The 19,118-nt window shown below is 51.8% G+C and carries 16 protein-coding genes; 7 read left to right on the top strand and 9 right to left on the bottom strand.

Annotation, left to right across the window (positions count from 1 at the left end):
- Positions 1-14 precede the first annotated feature (14 nt).
- Together ACSV5M_RS08975 and ACSV5M_RS08970 are read right to left on the bottom strand one after the other, a co-directional pair.
- The gene (locus tag ACSV5M_RS08975; RefSeq protein WP_439175642.1) at positions 15-635 is read right to left on the bottom strand and encodes an FKBP-type peptidyl-prolyl cis-trans isomerase; all 621 of its coding nucleotides are present in this window, start codon (positions 633-635) and stop codon (positions 15-17) included.
- Between the two features lie 71 nt (positions 636-706).
- On the bottom strand, positions 707-1,801 hold the full coding sequence (locus ACSV5M_RS08970) for an AI-2E family transporter (RefSeq protein ID WP_439175641.1): 1,095 nt from the start codon (positions 1,799-1,801) through the stop codon (positions 707-709).
- A gap of 140 nt (positions 1,802-1,941) precedes the next feature.
- On the opposite strand from ACSV5M_RS08970, the gene ACSV5M_RS08965 reads away from it, so the two are divergent.
- Positions 1,942-2,829 (top strand): hypothetical protein, encoded by an 888-nt coding sequence (locus tag ACSV5M_RS08965; RefSeq protein ID WP_439175640.1) that lies wholly within the window; start codon positions 1,942-1,944, stop codon positions 2,827-2,829.
- Here the strand turns inward: ACSV5M_RS08965 and ACSV5M_RS08960 are convergent.
- From ACSV5M_RS08960 to ACSV5M_RS08950, 3 genes are read right to left on the bottom strand one after another with little or no spacing between them, the layout of a single operon-like run.
- Positions 2,802-3,002 carry a FeoB-associated Cys-rich membrane protein gene (locus ACSV5M_RS08960; protein ID WP_439175639.1) on the bottom strand — a complete coding sequence of 67 codons (201 nt, stop codon included), beginning with the start codon at positions 3,000-3,002 and terminating at the stop codon, positions 2,802-2,804. The two genes, ACSV5M_RS08965 and ACSV5M_RS08960, sit on opposite strands and share 28 nt — an antisense overlap.
- Positions 3,003-3,023: 21 nt before the next feature.
- The gene (gene feoB / locus ACSV5M_RS08955) at positions 3,024-4,868 is read right to left on the bottom strand and encodes a ferrous iron transporter B (protein WP_439175638.1); all 1,845 of its coding nucleotides are present in this window, start codon (positions 4,866-4,868) and stop codon (positions 3,024-3,026) included.
- Positions 4,868-5,182, bottom strand: coding sequence for a FeoA family protein (locus ACSV5M_RS08950; RefSeq protein WP_439175636.1), 315 nt, complete (start codon positions 5,180-5,182; stop codon positions 4,868-4,870). Before ACSV5M_RS08950 ends, feoB begins: the two co-directional genes overlap by 1 nt.
- 313 nt (positions 5,183-5,495) lie before the next feature.
- Here ACSV5M_RS08950 and ACSV5M_RS08945 point away from each other — a divergent pair, with 313 nt between their 5' ends.
- From ACSV5M_RS08945 to ACSV5M_RS08920, 6 genes are all read left to right on the top strand, one after another.
- Positions 5,496-6,320, top strand: a complete 825-nt coding sequence (locus ACSV5M_RS08945) for a DUF3014 domain-containing protein (RefSeq protein WP_439175635.1) — start codon at positions 5,496-5,498, stop codon at positions 6,318-6,320.
- Positions 6,321-6,618: 298 nt separating this feature from the next.
- Entirely contained in the window at positions 6,619-9,393 is a 2,775-nt protein-coding gene (locus ACSV5M_RS08940) for a TonB-dependent receptor (RefSeq protein ID WP_439175634.1), read from the top strand.
- Positions 9,394-9,501: 108 nt separating this feature from the next.
- Positions 9,502-11,049 carry a tryptophan halogenase family protein gene (locus tag ACSV5M_RS08935; RefSeq protein ID WP_439175633.1) on the top strand — a complete coding sequence of 516 codons (1,548 nt, stop codon included), beginning with the start codon at positions 9,502-9,504 and terminating at the stop codon, positions 11,047-11,049.
- A gap of 456 nt (positions 11,050-11,505) precedes the next feature.
- Positions 11,506-12,420 carry an N-acetylglucosamine kinase gene (nagK, locus tag ACSV5M_RS08930; RefSeq protein WP_439175632.1) on the top strand — a complete coding sequence of 305 codons (915 nt, stop codon included), beginning with the start codon at positions 11,506-11,508 and terminating at the stop codon, positions 12,418-12,420.
- 325 nt (positions 12,421-12,745) lie between these two features.
- The gene (nagP, locus tag ACSV5M_RS08925) at positions 12,746-14,047 is read left to right on the top strand and encodes an N-acetylglucosamine MFS transporter NagP (RefSeq protein WP_439175630.1); all 1,302 of its coding nucleotides are present in this window, start codon (positions 12,746-12,748) and stop codon (positions 14,045-14,047) included.
- A gap of 130 nt (positions 14,048-14,177) precedes the next feature.
- Positions 14,178-15,260, top strand: a complete 1,083-nt coding sequence (locus ACSV5M_RS08920) for an acyltransferase family protein (RefSeq protein ID WP_439175628.1) — start codon at positions 14,178-14,180, stop codon at positions 15,258-15,260.
- A gap of 156 nt (positions 15,261-15,416) precedes the next feature.
- Here the strand turns inward: ACSV5M_RS08920 and nagA are convergent, their stop codons facing one another.
- From nagA to ACSV5M_RS08900, 4 genes are all read right to left on the bottom strand, one after another.
- Positions 15,417-16,559 carry an N-acetylglucosamine-6-phosphate deacetylase gene (gene nagA / locus ACSV5M_RS08915; RefSeq protein WP_439175626.1) on the bottom strand — a complete coding sequence of 381 codons (1,143 nt, stop codon included), beginning with the start codon at positions 16,557-16,559 and terminating at the stop codon, positions 15,417-15,419.
- Positions 16,559-17,614, bottom strand: coding sequence for an SIS domain-containing protein (locus ACSV5M_RS08910; RefSeq protein WP_439175624.1), 1,056 nt, complete (start codon positions 17,612-17,614; stop codon positions 16,559-16,561). Before ACSV5M_RS08910 ends, nagA begins: the two co-directional genes overlap by 1 nt.
- A gap of 191 nt (positions 17,615-17,805) precedes the next feature.
- Positions 17,806-18,840 carry a LacI family DNA-binding transcriptional regulator gene (locus ACSV5M_RS08905; RefSeq protein ID WP_439175622.1) on the bottom strand — a complete coding sequence of 345 codons (1,035 nt, stop codon included), beginning with the start codon at positions 18,838-18,840 and terminating at the stop codon, positions 17,806-17,808.
- 2 nt (positions 18,841-18,842) lie between these two features.
- Positions 18,843-19,115 carry a hypothetical protein gene (locus tag ACSV5M_RS08900; RefSeq protein WP_439175620.1) on the bottom strand — a complete coding sequence of 91 codons (273 nt, stop codon included), beginning with the start codon at positions 19,113-19,115 and terminating at the stop codon, positions 18,843-18,845.
- Positions 19,116-19,118: the final 3 nt, after the last annotated feature.

Raw genomic sequence — 19,118 nt, 5'->3', positions numbered from 1 at the left:
CTGTTGGAATGGTATTAACCAAGAATGTCCAGGAGCTCCACATCAAAGATCAGTGCAGAGTAAGGCGCGATGCTGGCGCCGGCACCACGTTCGCCGTAGGCCAATTGATAGGGAATGTACAAACGCCACTTTGATCCGACAGGCATTAATTGCAGGGCTTCGGTCCAGCCGGCAATCACACCGTTCACCGCGAAGTCGATAGGCTGGCCGCGATTGTAGGAAGAATCAAATACCGTGCCGTCAATCAAGGTGCCGTGGTAATGGGTTTTTACACGAGAGCTGGCGGTAGGTTTTGCGCCGTCGCCCTGGGTGACGATTTCATATTGCAGACCGGACGCGGTCACGGTAACGCCGGCTTTTTTTGCGTTCTCAGCGAGAAATGCTTCGCCTTCCGCGGCCTTGGCTTTGGCTTGCTCAGCCTGTTTGGCTTGCATGCGTTGACTGATTTCCTTGAATGCCGCTTCGAGGTCAGCGTGGGCCACTGCGCTGGCCTTGCCTTGCAATGCATCGACAACGCCCGCTGCAACGGCTGCCGCGTCGACACCTTCAAACGGGTTAGCTGCCAATTGGTCGCCCATCTGGCGGCCAACGCCGTAACTCACCCGTTGTTCAACGGTGGTGTATTCTTCTGACATACGTCATTTCTCATGTAAGGGAGTAAAAAGGGCGGGCAGTCTATCATGATTGCTGCCGCCCTTGCCGCCGGTCAGGGTTGAGTGAGATCGGCCTCTTTGGCGGACTCGTCCTGGGTGTTGACTTCGCGGATAAAGATCCCCCAGAACGCCATAAATAACGCCGCTACCAGCGGGCCGACCACAAAGCCGTTGATGCCGAACAGGGCCAGTCCGCCCAGAGTGGAAAGTAACACAATGTAATCCGGCATCTTGGTGTCGCGTCCGACCAGGATGGGGCGCAGGACGTTATCAACCAGGCCGATGACGCCGGCGCCGAAACCGACCAAGATCAAGGCATCCACGGTTTCGCCAGTGGCAAAGAGATAGAGTGCGACCGGCAGCCAGATGAGTGCCGGACCGACGGCGGGGATCAATGAGGCAAGGGCCATAAAGATGGCCCAAAGCAGAGCTCCGGGAATGCCGAGTATCCAGAAGATCAAACCGCCCAGGGCGCCCTGCACGATAGCGACCACCAAGTTGCCCTTGATGGTTGCGCGGGTCACCTCGGCAAACATGGAAAATAACAAGCGTTCCCGCGCGTCTCCTAAAGGTAAGGCACGCACCAGTAATTCAATTAATTTATTGCCGTCGCGCAACATAAAGAAGGTGAGATAAAGCATCAGGCAGAGGTTCAATATAAAGCTGAAGGCATTTTGTCCGATGTTCAGGGTCTGTCGCGCCAGGATTTTGCCGCTGCTCATGGCCGCGTCGGTGGCTGTTTCCTTGAGCTTGTTCAGGTCAATGCCGACACGCTCCAGTGATTGCTCGACAGTGGGAAATGCATCGCGAAAGCGCTCGATGTATTGCGCCGGTTTAATCTCGCCACCTTCAATTTTTTGATAAATGGCCGCGCCTTCATTTACCGCCGAACTGATGACAAAAATCATTGGCAAGACCACGATGACGATACATAGCAATAACGTCAGTAACGAGGTCAGATTGCGGCGGTTGTTGAAGCGTTGCAGCAGTTTTTGTTGCACCGGGTAGAAAATCACTGCGATGGCACAGGCCCAAAAAATAGGGCCGAAGAAGGGGCGCAGCAACCACAGGAAACCGACCGACACCAACAGCAGAAACAATATAAAAGTGCGCAGCTCCAGTTTTTCTTGTTTGATTTTTTCCTGCATGGTTGTCCCTCGGGTAAATAGATTGGCCTATACGGTAGGGGAGTGATCTGGGCATTTCAAGGAGATTTTTGAGCAAACGGAACGCGGTAGGCTAGAGTTGTTAGATAGCTGACAAATTATGTGCTTAGGGGCACCGGGATGTGGCTATCGTGATTAACCTGCAACGAATCATCTTGGGTATCGCTTTGCTCAGTAGCTTTTCGGTTGCGGCTGAGCAAAAAGTTATATCGATCAATATTCAGGCTGTGGCCATGGAGCAGCCCAGTGATTACTTTGTCACGCTGTTAAGGATGGCTCTGGAAGCCAGCAAGGCGCCAGATGAGCAGATTGAGCTGCGGTTTGCGCCTTATGAATTGTCCCAGGCGCGCTGGATTTATCTGTTGCATCATGAAGCCAGTGACACTGTGATCTGGACCATGACCACCAAAGAGCGCGAGGCGCTGCTGCGCCCGATCCGTATTCCACTGTTTAAAGGGTTGTTCGGCAAGCGGGTGTTTATTATCCGCAAACAGGACCAACCACGCTTTGATAAGGTTATGACTCGCGCGCAGTTAGGTGACTTGTTGGCCGGCCAAGGTGCGCATTGGCCGGATACACGCATCCTGCAATTGAATGATTTGCCGGTGACGACGGCGTCCTCCACCGATTCGCTGTTCAAGATGCTGATGGCCGGGCGCTTCGATTACTTCCCCCGCGGTATTTCCGAGGCCTGGTTTGAGCTGGCACAGCGACCGGATAATGAAGATATGGTGGTGGAACAGAATTTGATGATCGTCTACCCAACGGCGATTTATTATTTTGTGCCCAGATCCAGAGAGGCGCTGGCCGTTCGTATTGAGCGAGGCCTTGAGCGCTTAATCGACTCGGGGGAATTTGATAAGTTTTTTTACTCCCACGCGCGCACCAAGGCCGGGCTGGAGCAACTGAAACAATTTCCGCGGCGTATCATTACCTTGGAAAACCCCGACTTGCCTGAGGCCACACCCTTGGACAACCCGCGTTATTGGTTAACCTTGCCGGAATCCTGACGGCGCGTGCTGTCGGTAGGCGCTGGCGGCGTCTGGCACGCGGTTGTGCTGGCGCATCCGCTGCACCCGCTGTCGCAGCCGGCGGATTTTTTCCTACCCATCGGCAGCCAGCGGCGTACCAGGAACACCAGTGCGCCGATCACGCAGAGTCCAACAATTATTTCCTGCCACATACGCTACCTCCGTCAGTGACTTCAATGCCAGAGCATGGCGATGTTGTATGTCGCCCAGGCAGCAAAATAAGCCAGCGCGAACAAATACACCGTGAAAAAAGTGGTTGCAGCACGCGAGTTGGTTTCACGACGTACGACCGCGATGGTGGCGATACATTGCGGCGCATAGACAAACCAGGCCAGATAGGCAAGCGCGACCGGTAAGCCCCAACTGTTGCCGATGGCGTAGCCCAGCGCTGCGTCCACAGAATCTCCGCCCACGGCATAGACGGTTGCCAGGGCGCTCACCGCTACTTCGCGCGCTGCCATGGCGGGAATCAGTGCAATACACATCTCCCAGGTGAATCCCAGCGGGGCAAACAGCGGTTGCATCCAGATACCCAGGCGACCGGCAAAGCTGTATTCAATGGCCGCTTGCGTGGCACCTTCCGGTGCGGCTGGATAACTGGCCAGGAACCACAGGAGGATCGATAGGGCGAGGATGATGGTGCCCACACGGCGCAGGAAGATCCAGGTGCGTTCGCGCAGCCCGATGAGCACGTGGTAGGCCATGGGCCAGCGGTAGCTGGGCAGCTCAAGCAGCAAGGGATATTCCTCGCGGGTCTGGCGGCGGCGCATGAGCCAGGCCACCAGCGATGCACTGACGATACCGGCCAGATACAAAGCAAAGAGCGTGAGGCCCTGCAGATTGAAAATTCCCCATACGGTTTGCGCCGGGATAAACGCGGCAATGATGAGCGCATAGACCGGCAAACGGGCGGAGCAGGTCATCAGTGGCGCCACCATGATGGCGATCATCCGCTCCAGCGGGTCCTGGATGGTCCGGGTAGCCATGATGCCCGGTACGGCACAGGCAAAACTGGAGAGCAGCGGAATAAATGAGCGGCCCGATAACCCGATACCGCGCATAGGGCGGTCCAGTAAAAACGCCGCACGGGTCAGGTAACCGGAATCTTCAAGAATCAGGATAAAGAAGAACAGGATTACGATCTGCGGTAGGAAGATGATGACCCCACCCATCCCGGCGATCAGCCCATTCACAACGAAATCCTGTAGAACACCCTCAGGTAAGGTAGCTGCAGCGCCGTCAGCAAGAAAGGTGGTGCCCGCATCAATCAGGTCCATCACCGGACCCGCCCAGGCAAAAACTGCCTGGAAGATGACCAACAGGATGCCGAACAGGATGATCAATCCCAATACCGGGTGCATCACCACGGCATCGAGCCGGTCCTGCCAACTCGGGCCGGCGTCTGGCTGTACCACAAATTGTGACATCAACGACTCAATATGGTGGTAGGACGCTTCGACTGACTGGTGTTCGCCAGGTGTGCGCACTACATCGGCCTGGGCCTGCTCGACAGCAAAATCGGCCAGTGCCTTGCGCAGGGCATCGGCACCGTGATGGTGAACGGCGATGGTTTCTACAATGGGAATGCCCAAGGCGTGGGACAGACCCGCCACATCTATAGTGATACCGCGTTTTCGTGCTGCATCCACCTGGTTCAATGCCAGGATCAGCGGGCGGTTCAGCTCTTTCAACTCCAGCACCAGGCGCAGTCCCAGGCGCAGATTGGTGGCGTCTACCACGGCAATCAGGGCATCTGGCAGCGACTCGCCCTTCATGTTCCCCAAGATCACATCGCGTGCGACCTGCTCATCCGGGGAGGTGACGATGAGGCTGTAGGTACCGGGCAAGTCGAGCAACTCAGCAGGACGCTCCAGCCCGATCAATTGTCCGACACGCCGTTCGACCGTGACACCTGGATAATTGGCCACTTTGGCCCGGGCGCCGGTCAGGCGATTGAAAAGGGAGGTTTTCCCGCAGTTGGGATTGCCCACGAGGGCGAAACGAAGACTTGTCGACATTAACGGGATTCCGCGCTATTGATCAATTCCACGCTGACTTTAGCGGCTTCAGCGCGGCGAAGGGCAAATTTGGTGCCGTTGACTTGAACGGCTAAGGGATCGCTTCCCAACAGGCCAAATCCGATGACCTTGAGCTTTGCTCCCGGCAAAAAGCCCAATTCCTTGAGGCGTAGCGATACGCCATCGTCTTGCTGGCCAAATAGTGGCTGAGCCAAGAGTTCCACCACGCGCACTTCAGCACCCTTGGTACATTGATCGAGACGTAAAACGGACGACTCGGTGAGCGATGCGGCAGGGCTGAGGGCAGTGTTCATAGGAGTGGGAATCTTTATGCAAATGAGAGTAATTACTAAAAAGAATACTCGATTTGACCGGGGGTAGCAATTTGATGCCTCGGCTTGCGGCAGAGATATCTGTAAAGTTTGGTATGCAGGGCAGCAAATGACTTTGGCAACCACTGAACCCGCAAGATAGCGCAGAGTCCTAGCCGAAGGCGTTATCTTGCGATAACGGCAATTGGAATAGTGAAGATAAGCACAAGTTTTTTTGCCTCGCGCTAGACGCGGACCGAATTCTTCCATAATCTCGGCAAAGGGCATCTCATTTAATCGCGCAAGGATTTTCCGTATGGCTAATGAGCAAAACAAATCAATCACCACCACGGTTGTCATGGTGCTGATTGCTGTGGTTGTGGTTGCGGCAATCATGTTCTTTTATTGGCGCCCTGCGAAAGAAGAAGAGAAAAATGTCTCGCTGCCGCCACCTTCTGTTCAGCCTGAACCGGAACAAACCCCTGAGCCAGAACCACTCCGGCCTGTCTATGAAGCACCAAAACCGGAACCGCAAGAAGAACCGCTTCCTGAGCTGAGTAACAGCGATCAATACGTGCTGGATGCCTTTAGCAAACTGGCGGCTGGTGCACCAGCCCTGATTGTACCGGAGGAAGTCATCCGTAAATTTGTCCGGGCGGTCAATGCGGTTGAAGAGGGCAAGGTTGTCCATGAATATCGACCGCTGGTATCGCCGGCTCCACCCTTCCAGGTAGAGCGCGATGGCACAGTGGAAGAACAACAGGTGCAGCAGTACACCTTATCGCGAGAAAATTACCAGCGTTACGACAAATATGTAGCGACCTTTGCGGCCATCGACGCAGAGGCCTTGGCCTCGTTGTACAAACGTTTTTATCCGCTATTAGAGGAAGCTTATCGCGAGATGGGTCTTAAGAAGGGCAACTTCCATACAGTTATGCTGGGCGCCATCGACAATTTGTTGGCTGCCCCCGTAGTCGATGGAGACGTTTTGCTGGTGCGCCCCAAAGTGTTTTATCAATATGCTGATCCCGCGCTCGAAAAACTGCCGGCATCCCACAAGCTTTTGCTGAGAATGGGGCCGGAAAACACCCGCCGAATTCAGGAAAGCCTGAGAAGCTTACGGGCTGAACTGGCTGAGTAAATAGACCCTTGCAAGGTACCGCGCTGCTGGTACCTTGCTGATACAGCGCTGTCATCTCTATAAAAACTTTTCATATATTTTCTTTTCTTTATCTCATCTTTAACAAAATTTACCCTTATCTCTCTGATTTTAAAGACAAATGTCGTCTTTAGTAGCCAAAAAGCTTCCTTTAAGGTTCTATTGACAACGTTGTCCCTCGGGTTTAATGTCGAGCGACAACGTTGTCCATTGGTTGTTCTCAATTAATGGCGGGTTGTCAAGACTAATGGCATTATCAAAAAAATCAGAGGGGATAATCATGGCTATCAAACTAAGAGATGCGATAAAAGCGGTAAATAGGTCCGCTGCGGTTTACGGTACTGCGGCTACTTTGGCGTTGACCGGTGTTGCTGTCAGCGCGCAAGAGGTGGTTGATGAAGTAATTGTGACGGGCATTCGCGGGGCGCTGAAGGAAGCTATTGATACCAAGCGCACATCCAATTCCGTCGTGGATGCTATTTCTGCCGATGATATTGGTAAATTTCCTGATAAAAACGTCGCTGACTCGTTGGCTCGTATTACTGGTGTATCGGTTACCCGTGGCTTTGGTGAAGGTGAAAAGATTTCTGTTCGCGGTACATCTCCCGAACAAAACCGAACCTTGTTAAATGGATCATCTGTGGCGTCTGCGGACTGGTTTGTGCTGGATAATCCCTCTCGTGCATTTAACTATACGTTGCTGCCCTCCAACGTGGTTTCTTCTCTGGAAGTTTACAAATCACCTTCCGCTGACATTCAGGAAGGTTCTCTGGGCGGTACCGTTTACCTGCGCACCCGCAGACCGCTGGAGCTCGATGCGCACACAGGTGCTCTGCAAGTACAGGGGCAATACAGTGACAAATCCGAAGAGTGGGATCCTTTATTATCAGGTATGTATTCCTGGAAAAATGATGAAGGTACCTTTGGTGTTTTGGTATCACTAACCAAACAAGACCGTACCTTACAGCGTGACGGCTTAGAAACTCTGGGTCACCATCGTCAGACCGTAGATGGTGCAGATTACTGGGCACCCTCCTGGATCGGTTCGGCATTTTTCCAACAAGAGCGGGAACGTGAAACAGGATTGATGAGTGTTCAGTGGGCTCCAACTGACGAACTTGAGCTGACATTCACTGCGCTCGATAGCCAGATGGACGCCAATAATATTAACTCTAACCTATATGTTCGTACTGGTGGTCGCAACGGTCTTGACGGCGAGTTGATCGATCCGGTTATCGTGGGTAATGAAATCGTTGGCGGTAGTCTGGTTGCTGATGGTGCCGCTGCGCCGGTATCTGAACTCTATACCATTGATCGCGTATCCTCTACCGAGACACAAGCCTTTGACCTGGAAGCGGTGTACACAACAGATAAGTTTATTCTGAGCGGTAAAATCGGGACGACTGAAGCCACTGGTGGTACTTCCAACGAGTTGCAATATGGGTTTAACCAAACTTTTGATCGCATTGACTGGAGTGCGCAGGGTGGCACCTTACAAACTTCCATGTTAAAAGATTTTGGCGATGGCATGGGGTTGCGTAACGAAACCAATGCCGATGTACTTAATCGTGAGTTTGGCTGGATGGGCGGCGGTGGCCGTGAAATGAAAGATGAAGAAGATTACGCACAAATTGATCTTGAGTTGCCGTTTGAGCAGAACGTCTTCACATCGGTAAAAACAGGTGTTTATTACAGCGACCACGATAAATCACAAACGCAATTCCTGAGCCCCTATCAAGTGGTGAAAGATTCTGATCACGTTGGCGGTGCAGAAAATGGCGTATGGGGTGTATGGAATCCCGGTGTCACTCAGCCGATTGGTGCCAATTGGGGGCGGACATACGATGAGATCAGCACCGGTGAATTAACACCGTCGAATTATCTTGACGGAGTAGCTGGCCCAAATACCGTCACCTCCTATCCCATTCCTGATCGTGAATTGGCTCGTAGCATATTACTGGAAGGAACGGCAGCAGGTTACCCTGTCATTCTTCCGGTAATCAATAACATCTACAACGTCAATGAAGAAATTCTTGCCGCTTATGTTAAAGCAGAGTACGACGTTGACGGCGTGCGTGGTGATATCGGTCTGCGTGTTGTAAAAACGGATGTGGCATCCACTGGTTATTCATGGACCGGTGATGCACTTGGTGCTGCGTGTGAGATGGCCGACTGTACCATTTGGGCTGATGCAGCAGATGTTCCCGGAAGCAACGCTGAACTCAACACGCAAAATCATGATTACACCGAGTTCCTGCCTAACATAAATGCCATTTTTGATGTAACTGACTCGACTATTTTGCGTCTCAGTGCTGCGCGTGTGATGGCTCGTCCTGACTACATCACTATCGCTAACCAGGAAGGCGCAAATATTCCCACGCAATCAGGTTCGCGCGGTAACCCATACCTTGATCCGGTAACTGCTGACCAGTTTGATATTTCTTACGAATGGTATTTTGCTGACGAAGCCTTGTTGGCTGCTACCTTCTTCTACAAAGACATCAAAGGGTCAGTGTTGTTTGATACCGTGACTGAGTCGCGCTACGACCCACAAAACGATGTATTTGTTGACGTGGTATTCCGTCAGCCAACCAATGGCAAGGGTGATGAAGTTTCCGGTATTGAACTGGGCTACCAACAATCCTTCGGTGATTTTGGCGTGGTGGCAAACTATACTTATACTGATGCTGAAAGTGCCCAGGAACGCGACCCTGTTGCAAATCCTGGTTCTGGTCTGGTGGTTGGCAATTCGCAGAATATGTACAACCTAACCGGCTACTACGAAAACGATCTGTTAAGTGCGCGCGTCAGTTATAACTATCGTTCCGAATGGTTTAATGGTGTAAACGAGTTCGGTTCGGAAGCCTTCAATGATGAGTATGGCCAATGGGATGCCAGCGTGACCTTCCGTGTAACAGACTTTATGGATATTGTTGTGGAAGGTGTGAACCTGACCGATGAAGAAATTTACCAATATCACATTGATAAAGCGAGTGCTTCAGCGGTTTACACGAACGGCCGTCGTTTTGTTGCTGGAGTTAACTTCACGTTCTGATGGGTAAGCGCGCCGAAGAAGGAAAGTGGTGAAAGCCACTTTCCTTTTTTTGTTTCAGGCGGCTATATTTTTTCACGTCAGTGGTGGGCTTGTGCGGAGGAGATCGTTATGGTGGTGAACGATGTTTTAGTTGTGGGTGGTGGAACCGCTGGTTGGATAGTCGCGTCCATGCTCGCCAAACACCTTAAAGCAGGTTCGCCGGACGGCATTAAGGTTCGTCTGATTGAATCCCCTGAGATCAATATTATTGGTGTCGGTGAAGGGACGTTTCCGACAATGCGCGATACCTTGAAATCGCTTGGTGTTGCGGAAGGCGATTTCATGCGTGAGTGCAATGCGACCTTCAAGCAGGCCATAAAATTTGTGGATTGGGAGCGTGCACCTTCAGGACGCCATCATTCTTATTACTATCATTTATTCACACCACCCAAGCGTGTCTCTGGTATTGATTTAACCTCATGCTGGCTCGCAGCGAATAAAGCGCATGGTACATCCTATGCAAGCCTGGTTTCGCTTCAGGGGTATGTGTGTGATGCGGGGCTGGGCCCCAAGAAAATAACAACCGCATCCTATGATGGTCTATTGAATTACGCTTATCATTTGGATGCCGTTAAATTTACCGAATTCCTGCGTAATTTTTCGACTCGGCATTTGGGCGTGGAAAATTTACGTGGCACGGTGCGGCAAGTCATCTTGCGCGATGATGGGGCGATTGATGCGTTACTTACCGATGAATATGGTGAGCTTCGCGCAGATTTATACATCGACTGTACTGGCTTTGGGGCGCGTTTGCTCGGCGACGCGCTTAAAGTGAAATTTATTGACTGTCGCGATACATTATTTGTTGATCATGCCCTTATTGCTCAAGTCCCTTATGAGCAAGAAAATAGCAACATTCCTTGTCACACCATCAGTACCGCGCATGAAGCAGGGTGGACCTGGGATATTGGCCTTAGCCATCGTCGTGGTGTTGGTTATGTGTATTCCAGTCAACACACGACGCACGAACGCGCTGAGCAAGTTCTGAGGCATTATTTGGGTGATGTAACAGGGCAGCAGGCGGTTCGTCGAATCCCGATGAGGGTGGGCTACCGGGAAAAATTCTGGGAAAAAAATTGTGTAGCGATTGGATTGTCTTCCGGCTTTCTGGAACCCCTGGAGTCGACCGCTCTGGTGATGGTTGAAGCTGCGGCGCAGATGTTAGTAGATCTGTTTCCTCGAAGCGAAGCGGCGATGCCTTTGGTTGCCAAAAAGTTTAACGAGGCATTTCGCTATCGATGGGAAAGAATTATTGATTTTGTAAAGTTGCATTACTGTATATCGCACAGGGATGATAACTTGTTCTGGTCAGATAATCGGGTTCAGGCGAGCATTCCCGATTCATTGCAGGAAAAGCTGGCATTATGGAAAATGCAAACACCTACCAATCACGATTTCCCCAGTGTGTATGAGACGTTTAATCTGGGAAGCTACCAATATGTCTTATATGGTATGCATTATGATACTCGGTTCGCCCACCAAGGCGAGGTTCATCAGTTGTTGGCTCAGCAGGAATTTCTCAATATGGCCAATAAAATTCAACAGCTGAAAAACACGCTTCCCAATCACAGGTCCCTGATTGAAAAGGTTTATGCTCATGGATTCCCGCCGGTATAGCGGTGGGAATGGTGCTATATAACAATAAAATCGCAAACCGATTTCATCTATATCAATTGGTGGCGGACATCTCGTGAATGAGATGAGGCGGCGGACAAAATTATTGACAACGTTGTCTTTGCGGCGTAATGTATCTTTGAGCGTGTATCTCCAGTTGTGAATGCTCTGCTTATGTTCGTTGTTGTTGGTGTCTTTCAGAGGTTCGCAGATCCGTCATGCGGGTTCTGAAGCAGTCCAACGATGTAGTTGATATCTATCATGGCTCTTTTGTGGTTGGCGCGTGTCATACCGCCAACCCTTTTTACCAGCCTGTGAAGATAGATAAAAAGGATGGCGGAATAACTCTAAATACAGGATTTGATTGACGTTGGTGGGTTGAGGTAGTGCGAAACCCTGCGATCAGCAAATTAAAGCGAGAGTACCGCACAGGCATTGCTAATAAATATGAGGTTGTTTATGGGGATACACCCAATCAATGACAGTGCGTTAGAAGAACCCTTATACCTGGGCATAGACGGTGGCGGTACCAAGTGCCGTGCGCGCATCGTCTCTGCCAAAGATGAAGTCCTGGGTACCGGTGTTGGTGGCCCGGCGAATCCACTCCATGGTGTTCAGCAAACCCTGAATTCAATCCAGACCGCTACCGAGCTGGCGTTGGCGGATGCCGGCTTGCCGGTCACGGCGATCAGCCGTTTGACGGCAGGGCTTGGCTTGGCGGGCGTTAACCTGCCCAGCTTGTACGATGTTATCAATAATTGGCAGCACCCTTTTAAAACCATGTATCTCACCACCGACCTGCATATCGCTTGCCTGGGTGCGCACAATCGTGATGAAGGTGCAGTGATGGTGGCTGGCACCGGTTCCTGTGGTTATTCCTATGTAAAAGGTAAGGCCACCATTCTGGGGGCGCACGGCTTCCCGTTCGGGGATATCGGCAGCGGGGCCTGGATGGGGCTTGAAGCGATCAAGGCGGTGTTGCTTGCCTCTGACCATCTTGGCCCGCAAACCATCCTCAGCGATCTGATCGGCGACCACTTGCAAGCCAGGGGCGTCATGATCGTGGACAAGATGGCGGCGGCAAAATCCAGTGACTATGCCAAGTTAGCCATCTTTGTTCTGGATGCGGCGGACCAGGGTGATGCGGTTGCATTGGGCATTGTCAAACAAGGCGCAGACTACATGAGCGCTGTGGCGGAAAAGTTGTGGGAAACCGAGCCGCCGCGCATGTCGTTTCTTGGTGGTCTGGCACCGCGTTTGATTCCGTGGATGAAGCCCTCGGTGGCGGAAAGCCTGTCACCACCCCTTAGCCAACCAGAATTTGGTGCTATCTATTACGCCAAGCGAATGAGCCGTTTGACGGCTACCGCCTAGGTATAGGCGGACCAGAAATTTGAGCGGGCTGGATGTGCAAGCTGAAAGGTTGTCCCGCTCAAACTGAGCCGCGTTGATGTGATTGGCGGCTTATAAAAAATCCATAGCCCACGGGCATATGGACAAGAGTTACCTCGGTCAATACCACGCGTTCGCGCGTTATAAAAAACAGGTTCCTCTGGATGGGTTATTTATGTGGTGAACCCATCCAGAGCGTTCCTCTTCGCCACAGTTCAATAATAAAAGCGTTTGCACCGCATGCGGCGTCAACGCGTTAATCATTTCACTCCCGGTTGTGTGGGAGCAATTCACGAGAAGCAGGTTTATGGAAATGACAGTTGATACCGCACCGGCACAAAAAAGCAGCGTCATCCCAATGGCCATTGTTGCCGGATTGTTTTTTATTTTAGGTTTCGCCACCTGGTTAAATGGCTCCTTGATGCCCTACCTGGAGTTGGTGTTAACGCTCACACCGGTGCAGGCTTCTTTCATCCTGTTTACGTTCTATATTGCCGTGGTGGTTTTTTCGATTCCATCGGCCTGGGTTATTCGCCGTGTCGGTTATAAAAATGGTATGGCCTTGGGTATGCTCGGCATGGCAGCGGCTGCGTTTATGTTTATTCCCGCTGCAAAAACCCACATGTTCGGTTTGTTTTTGGTTGCCCAATTTATGATGGGTGCGAGCCAGACGTTGCTGCAAACGGCAGTTAACCCATACGTCGTAAAAATCGGCCCGGAAGAATCAGCGGCTGCGCGTATCAGTATTATGGGGATTTTGAATAAATCGGCGGGTGTCGTGGCCCCCATGGTATTTGCCGCGATGATTTTAGGCGGGATGAAAGATTATTCTACCCAAGCCCCGACACCGGAAGAAATTGAAATCCTCGCCAGTAATCTGGTATTTCCCTATATCTGCATGGGATTGTTTATTGCATTTCTGGCTTTGTGCGTAAAGTTCTCACCGCTGCCGGAATTGAATCTGGAAAAAGAAGATGCGCAAGTGGCGGACAAAGGCTCAGTGTTTCGCTTTCCCCATTTGGTATTAGGTGTTATCGCACTTTTCCTTTATGTGGGTGTTGAGGTAATTGCCGGCGATACCATTGGATCTTTTGGTCGCAGCATTGGCTACAGCGGTTTCGCCACCCTGACTTCATTCACCATGGCGTTTATGGTGCTGGGTTACGTGTTGGGTGTCCTGTTAATCCCGCGTGTTATCTCGCAACAAAAAGCGTTGATGGTGTCGGCTATTCTCGGCGTGATATTAAGTTTGTCGATTGTTTTCGGTGACAGTGCATCCTCCAGTTTTGCCAATATTCTGTTTGTCCCTTTCGGCTTGCCTGCATTGCCCAACACCATTTTCTTCCTGGCGCTGCTGGGGTTGGCGAATGCCATTGTCTGGCCGGCAATCTGGCCGATGGCTTTAAGCGGTCTGGGCAGTTACACCAGTACTGGCTCTGCGTTGTTGATCATGGCTATTTCAGGCGGTGCGGTCTTACCCTTTGTGTTGGCCGGTGTGGCTTCCATCGGTGATATCGGTCGTCAAACCGCATACATTGTGATGACGCCGGCCTATCTGTTTATTCTTTTCTATGCGGTGAAAGGGCATAAATTAAGAAGCTGGAAGTAATCTTTCTATAGCCCCGAGATTTACCAACATGGCTGTTAATGCATTGCATTTTCAGCCATTTTTTTTTGCGGCTTATTGGAGAGCTGACGCAGGATTCTAATGAGTCGTTTGGCCGTCAAAAGGTGTAATCATGACAACTAAACAACGTTTCCAGGCGCTGGATGTGATGCGGGGCCTGACTTTGGCTTTAATGATACTGGTCAACACGCCCGGCTCATGGAGTTATGTGTATTCGCCGTTGCTGCACGCAGATTGGCACGGTGCTACACCCACAGATTATATTTTTCCCTTCTTTTTATTTATGGTCGGCGCGGCCATGGTGTTCTCTCAAAGAGCATTAAACGCCTTATCATTTTCGGACCAGGCGACAAAAATTTTTCGTCGCACACTGGTTATTTTTTTGATTGGCTTGCTGCTGAATTACTTTCCCTTTACCCAGGGCCCCAGCAATCTGCGCTTTCTCGGTGTATTACAACGGATTGCCCTGGCATATTGTTTTGCCGCGTGGATAGTGTTGTACGCCAACACGCTCTGGCGTTGGGTTATTGCGGCGGGCTTGTTGTTGGGATATTGGGCGCTGCTACAGCTCAGTGCTGATCCTTACAGCCTGGAACATTCGGTGGTGCGTCAATTCGATCTGTATGTATTAGGCGAGCAGCATCTATGGCGTGGTAAAGGTATCGCTTTTGATCCGGAAGGCTTGTTGAGTACATTGCCCGCCATCGTCAATGTATTGATTGGCTATGAAGTCACGCGGCATTTGATTAACGCGAGCGACAAGGTCAAAGCGCAGTGGCAATTGTTTGCGGCCGGAGTCGTGATGACGGTGTTGGGCCTGGTGTGGCATCCGGTATTTCCCATCAACAAAAGCTTGTGGACCAGTTCATTTGTGCTCTTGACCAGCGGCGTGGGTGTACTGGTGTTGCTGTTGCTGGTGAGATTGGAAACATTCGCCTGGATGCAAGGTATCTATAAAGCCTTCACTATGCTGGGACAAAATCCGCTGTTTATTTATGCCTTATCAATCCTGTGGGCTAAAACGCTTCTGGTGGTGCCGGTCGGTGAGGTCTCTGCGTATCAATGGCTATACGATCAATTATGCAGGGTGGCTGATCCTTATAACGCTTCTTTGATGTTCGCTTTGATTCCGGTGGCGGTATTGTGGGTCGTTGCCTGGTACTTGCATCGCAAGAAAATAATCATCTCGATATAATGGAATAAAAAAACCCATCAACCACAAAGGTTGATGGGTAAGCGCTTTGTTTTTCGAGGAAGAAAAACGATTTATGGAGAACAACAACAAACATCAACGGACAAAAAACGTTACAACAAAACTGCGATAAAACGACAACACAACCATGAACAACAATCAGTGACGCAATGGCTTACCATCAATCCAGCTGTTAATCAGATTCAGGTTTTCATCCACCAGAATCATGCTGGCTTTATAGCCGGGCTTCAGTAAACCCAATTCTTTTTCCAGGCCAACCATCGCCGCAGGATACAGGCTCGCCATACGCACGGCTTCGCCTAATTCCATTCCTAACATAGACACGCTGTTGCGCACCGCGCTGAGCATATCCAGGTCAGAACCCGCGAGTGTTCCGGTGGCGGTAGCGCAACGACCATTCTCGCTACGGATAACTTCACCGTTTAATACAAATTCTTTATTGACCGCGCCCACAGTGGGCATGGCATCGGTAACCAAAACCATCTTGCCGCGCGCTTTGGCTGCCAGGGCAACTTTTAACGCAGCGGGATGAACGTGATAGCCATCCACAATAATGCCGCAATAGCTGTCAGCATGTTCCAGCGCAGCACCGATCATGCCCGGCTCGCGACTGGTGAGTGGGGTCATGGCATTGAACAAGTGAGTGAAGCTGCTCAAGCCCGCTGCCAAAGCGGTTTTGGTCTGCTCGTAATCTGCCGCGCTATGACCCGCCGCCACCGTGACACCTGCATTGACAAGCCGGTGAATCATCTCCGGGGTTGTTAATTCCGGGGCCAAGGTCACCAGCGTTTTTCCACGCTTGAGTGAGGTCAATAATGCAAATGCGGCTTCATCAATGGTGCGAAACTTTTCTGCGTTGTGAACACCTTTGCGCGCCGGATTTAAAAATGGCCCTTCCAGGTGAACGCCGACAATACCGGGTACCTGCTCATCAATCGCCTGGGCTACCGCCGCGATGGCTTTTTCCACCACGCTGAGATCATCGCTGATCAAGGTTGGCAGCAATGCTGTCGTGCCGAACAGGCGATGGGCTTCACCGATCTTGCGTAAGGTGTCTACAGTGGGCGCATCGTTAAACAACACGCCGCCACCGCCATTGACTTGCGTATCAAACAAGCCGGGCAATAGGGTCATGCCGTTAAGGTCTGTTTGCTCAATACCTTCAGGCAATTCAGCTACCGGCAACACACCATGAATGTGTTTACCGTCGATGACAACGGCATGACCATCAAGCCATTCGTTGCCAGTAAAAATTCGACCATTAACCAGTGCGCTGGTCATTACATTGTCTCCGTGACCTTGCGCAGGTGCGGCGGCTCATCCGGGTTGTAACCGCGCGCGATGGACAGCGCATTGGCCATACGATAAAAACTTTGTACCGCCAGCATGGGGGCGATGGCCGGGTGTGCACCCGCTACAACGGGCAGCGATCCGCTGATGCTTTCGCTGGCCACAAAAACCTTGGCGTTGCGCGCGCGGAAATCTTCAACCAGTGAGTCCATGCCGGCTAGCGTTTTATCCTGTTGTGCGAACAGCAACACCGGAAAACCTTCACCGACGATCGCCATTGGTCCGTGTTTAACTTCTGCAGCGCTGAACGCTTCCGCATGTAAGCCACAGGTCTCTTTTAATTTCAGTGCGGCTTCCTGGGCAGCACCGAAACCGATGCCGCGCCCGATAACAAATAAATTGCGCGCGTCTTTCAGGCCATCAACCACCGATTGCCAATCCTTTTCCCAGGCTTGGGCGAGAGATTGCGGCAGGTTTTTTAATGCGGCTTTCAACTCCTCGTCATTGCCCCACTCGGAGACCAGATGCATGATCGCACCCAGGGTGGCGAGATAAGACTTGGTGGCCGCGACACTTTTTTCAGAGCCAGCGCGCAGGGGAATCACGATATCGGCCATCTGGGCCAACGGGGAATCTTCCACATTCACCAGTGCCAGGGTCAATGCGCCACCGGCTTTAGCCTGCTCAACGCTGGCTAACAGGTCGGGGCTTTTGCCCGACTGGGAGATGGCGATGTAGAGTGTGCCTTCCAGTTGTTGCTTGGCGAAATAAATTGAGGTGATGGACGGTGCCGCCGATGAGGTCACCAGTCCGAGCCGGGTTTCAAACAAATATTTGGCATAGGTTGCCGCGTGGTCGGAACTCCCGCGCGCGCAGGTCACAATAGAGCGTGGAGCAAAGGCTTTCAGTCGCTCAACCGCAGCGGCCACCAGGGGGGCGTTAGCCTCGAACTGCTGGGCAATAACACTTGAGGCCGAAGCGGCTTCCTGAAACATCAGGGTTTCTTCGGGCTGCAAGCGAGGGGTCAAGACACTGGCTGACGACATAAAAACCTAACTCCAAAAAAGAAACGGGCTGCGAGACAACGTTGTCATTGTGGACTGATTTTTAACCCTTGTAAAGGCGTTGGCGCAACAATGCGTAATTTTTTTAACCAGTCGGCATTTACTGCGACCGAGGTAACGGCTGTGGCAGGATTTGGAGGCGGCCCCGACCCAAAGGTTCGGGGCGGTAGGGGTCAGGCTTTGCGGCCCAGAGCGGGGCAAGTGGAATCGCGCACAATCAATTGCGGGTAAAAACCTTCGCTCTCGACCTTATGGTCTGCGTTATTGCTATTGCGAATACATTCAATCAGCAGCGCTGTGGCACGCTGGGCAATGGTGCGGTTGGGCTGCTGGGCTGTTGTGAGGTTTGGCCAGGCCTGCCGGGAGAAAGGGCTGTCCTCAAACCCGACGATAGACAACTGGTGCGGCACATCCACGCCCTGAATCCGCGCGGCAAACAAGGTACCTGCCGCGATCTCGTCGTTACAGGCAAACACAGCGCTGGGTTTACTGCTTGATGACAGCAACTGCCGGGTGCGCTTGACCCCCGATTCAAACGAATACTCGCCCCCGACAATCAGCTTTTTGTCGACGGGAAGTTTGTTGTCTTTCAGGGCGGCTTTGTAGCCTTCCAAGCGTTCGATACTGGATTTATGCGCTTCATCCCCGCCCAGAAAGGCGATGGATTTATGGCCCAGGTCGATCAGGTATTGGGTAATGCGGTAAGCGGCCGTACGGTCGTCGATAAAGATGCAGGGCGCTTTGTCATCCGGCGGATGGGAGCCGGACAGGATACGCACGAACTTGATCTTGCGCTTGCTCAGGGCAGCCAGGACCTCCGGCATTTCAGACATCGGCGGGGTCAATACCAGGCCGCCCACGCGGCTGCGGTCAATCATGCCCAACACTTCATCAATGATGTTTTCGGACTTGGCATCACAGGGGTGGATGATCAACTCGTAACCCTGGCGATGACACTCGCCGAGAATACCGTGCTGCATATCGATCACGTAGTTGCTGTTGGGGTTGTCGTAGATGAATCCAATAGACGAGGCGGCGCCGCGTAATAAGCGGGCGGACAGGTTGGGTTGGTAATTCAGCTCTTTAACGGCTTTCCATACCCGGTCCTGCAAATCCTGGCCGACGGTGACCTCTTTATTGATAACGCGGGAGACGGTCTTGAAGGACACCCCGGCGAGTTTGGCAACGTCTTTGATTGTGGCTTTCATAGTTATCTGATGATTATGTTGTTCTCGTGGCCGCTAGAGTAGTGTTTAGCAGCGGCCAGTGCAATCAACCGGGCGGAAAAGCTGCGCATCACCCCCCCATGCTCCCCGGCTTCGCTGCCCTTGTTCATTTGCGGTGCACCATCAACCCTGGCAAAACGGTAAGACAGTGTAAAACGCTTTGTTTGATCAGTGGCAGACGTGCCAAACTTACCGGGTAATGCCAGGTATGTCCTGAAATCCAATTCCTGACCAGTAACCTCCTGAAGTGAGCGCATCGG

Origin of the sequence: Cellvibrio sp. ARAG 10.3 (assembly GCF_051846955.1) — a bacterium.
In the GTDB taxonomy this organism is placed as follows: domain Bacteria; phylum Pseudomonadota; class Gammaproteobacteria; order Pseudomonadales; family Cellvibrionaceae; genus Cellvibrio.
Note: the sequence above shows the minus strand (reverse complement) of the source record. Positions and strands in the feature narration are given on the sequence as shown.